Below are 1,213 nucleotides of genomic sequence, written 5' to 3'. Positions count from 1 at the left end.
AAGTTGTGTCATATGATTTCCACTACAGGGTGCTCGCTTTCCATGGGGCGAGACCTGAGCCTCCTCGGCGCCGCCTGTGGGGTCTCAGCCTTCCCGCTTCTCCCATAGGAGTCGAGCACCCTTTCGTTCCAATCAAGTTCTTTATAAAAAAATAATAATCTTAAAAACAATTGAATAGTCAATTGAACGAATGAATTATCCTTTATTAATCAAATTGTAACTTATGATGATGTCTTACACATCTTTATTAATATTGATCGGCATTTTAATTTTGCAAGTTAGTTAAAACATTTTTATAGCAACCAAAATCACTTGTTTATCAATAAGATGACAGATAAAACAATTATAAATAGACTATTTTTTCATAGATATTCATTTAATGTTTGTATTTTTCAATATTGACTACAATATATTTCAACACTCTGTGAAAACGAACTGTTATAAACAGTTCGTTTTTTGTGTTAGTTTTAGCTGTTCAAATAGGATTATTATATCAATGAGCTAGGCTATGTATAATTCAAAGATAAAATAACTCAGTATTGAATTGGTCTGTATTTAGAATAGTTTTTCTTGGCTTTAAATATTTTTAAATTAGGGAAGGAGCGTTGATTGTAATGACTGAAGTTGAAAAGAAAAATTGGGTTGATAAAAGTATTATTCTATTATTAGTTATAGTATTTATTGTTTTAGCTACAAACGTCCCTAAAATACAGAATTTATATGAGTCAACTTTAATAGGGACCTACCAAAGCAAAAAACTTCCATTTGCAATAATAGTATTTGATGAAGAGGACCATCATTCATTTTATTATTATAATCGCACTGAGACAGATAAAGGAACTTATTCACAGAAAACAGATACGACGTATGTAATTAATAGTTCTAAGTTTCATAATTTGAAAATCATATATGATAAAAAAGGAAGAACTTTTAAAATAAAAATTGAAAATGAAACCTATGCTTTTAAACAATCTGATACGATTCCTACGATTATTGATAATTCCGAATGACTAGATTTAAGTTCTTCAAGTACTTGGTAATCAAATTTTGTACAAAGAACTTAAAAAACTATCAAAAATTGACAGTCCTTTATCAATTATTAAATATCAACAATTAACGACCAAAATAAAAAAAGCACCAGCTGATTAGCTGATACTTTGGTAAACCAGGCGATGTTCTACTCTCACAGGGGGAAACCCCCAACTACCATCGA

The 1,213-nt window shown here is 30.1% G+C and carries 1 protein-coding gene; it reads left to right on the top strand.

Annotated elements, in window-relative coordinates:
• Window positions 1–614 precede the first annotated feature (614 nt).
• On the top strand, window positions 615–1,010 hold the full coding sequence (locus tag EP747_RS23690; RefSeq protein ID WP_129692441.1) for a hypothetical protein: 396 nt from the start codon (window positions 615–617) through the stop codon (window positions 1,008–1,010).
• Window positions 1,011–1,213 lie beyond the last annotated feature (203 nt).

This window comes from Gottfriedia acidiceleris (assembly GCF_004138285.1).
Lineage (GTDB): Bacteria > Bacillota > Bacilli > Bacillales > Bacillaceae_G > Gottfriedia > Gottfriedia acidiceleris_A.
This window is presented reverse-complemented; position numbering and strand designations above follow the sequence as displayed.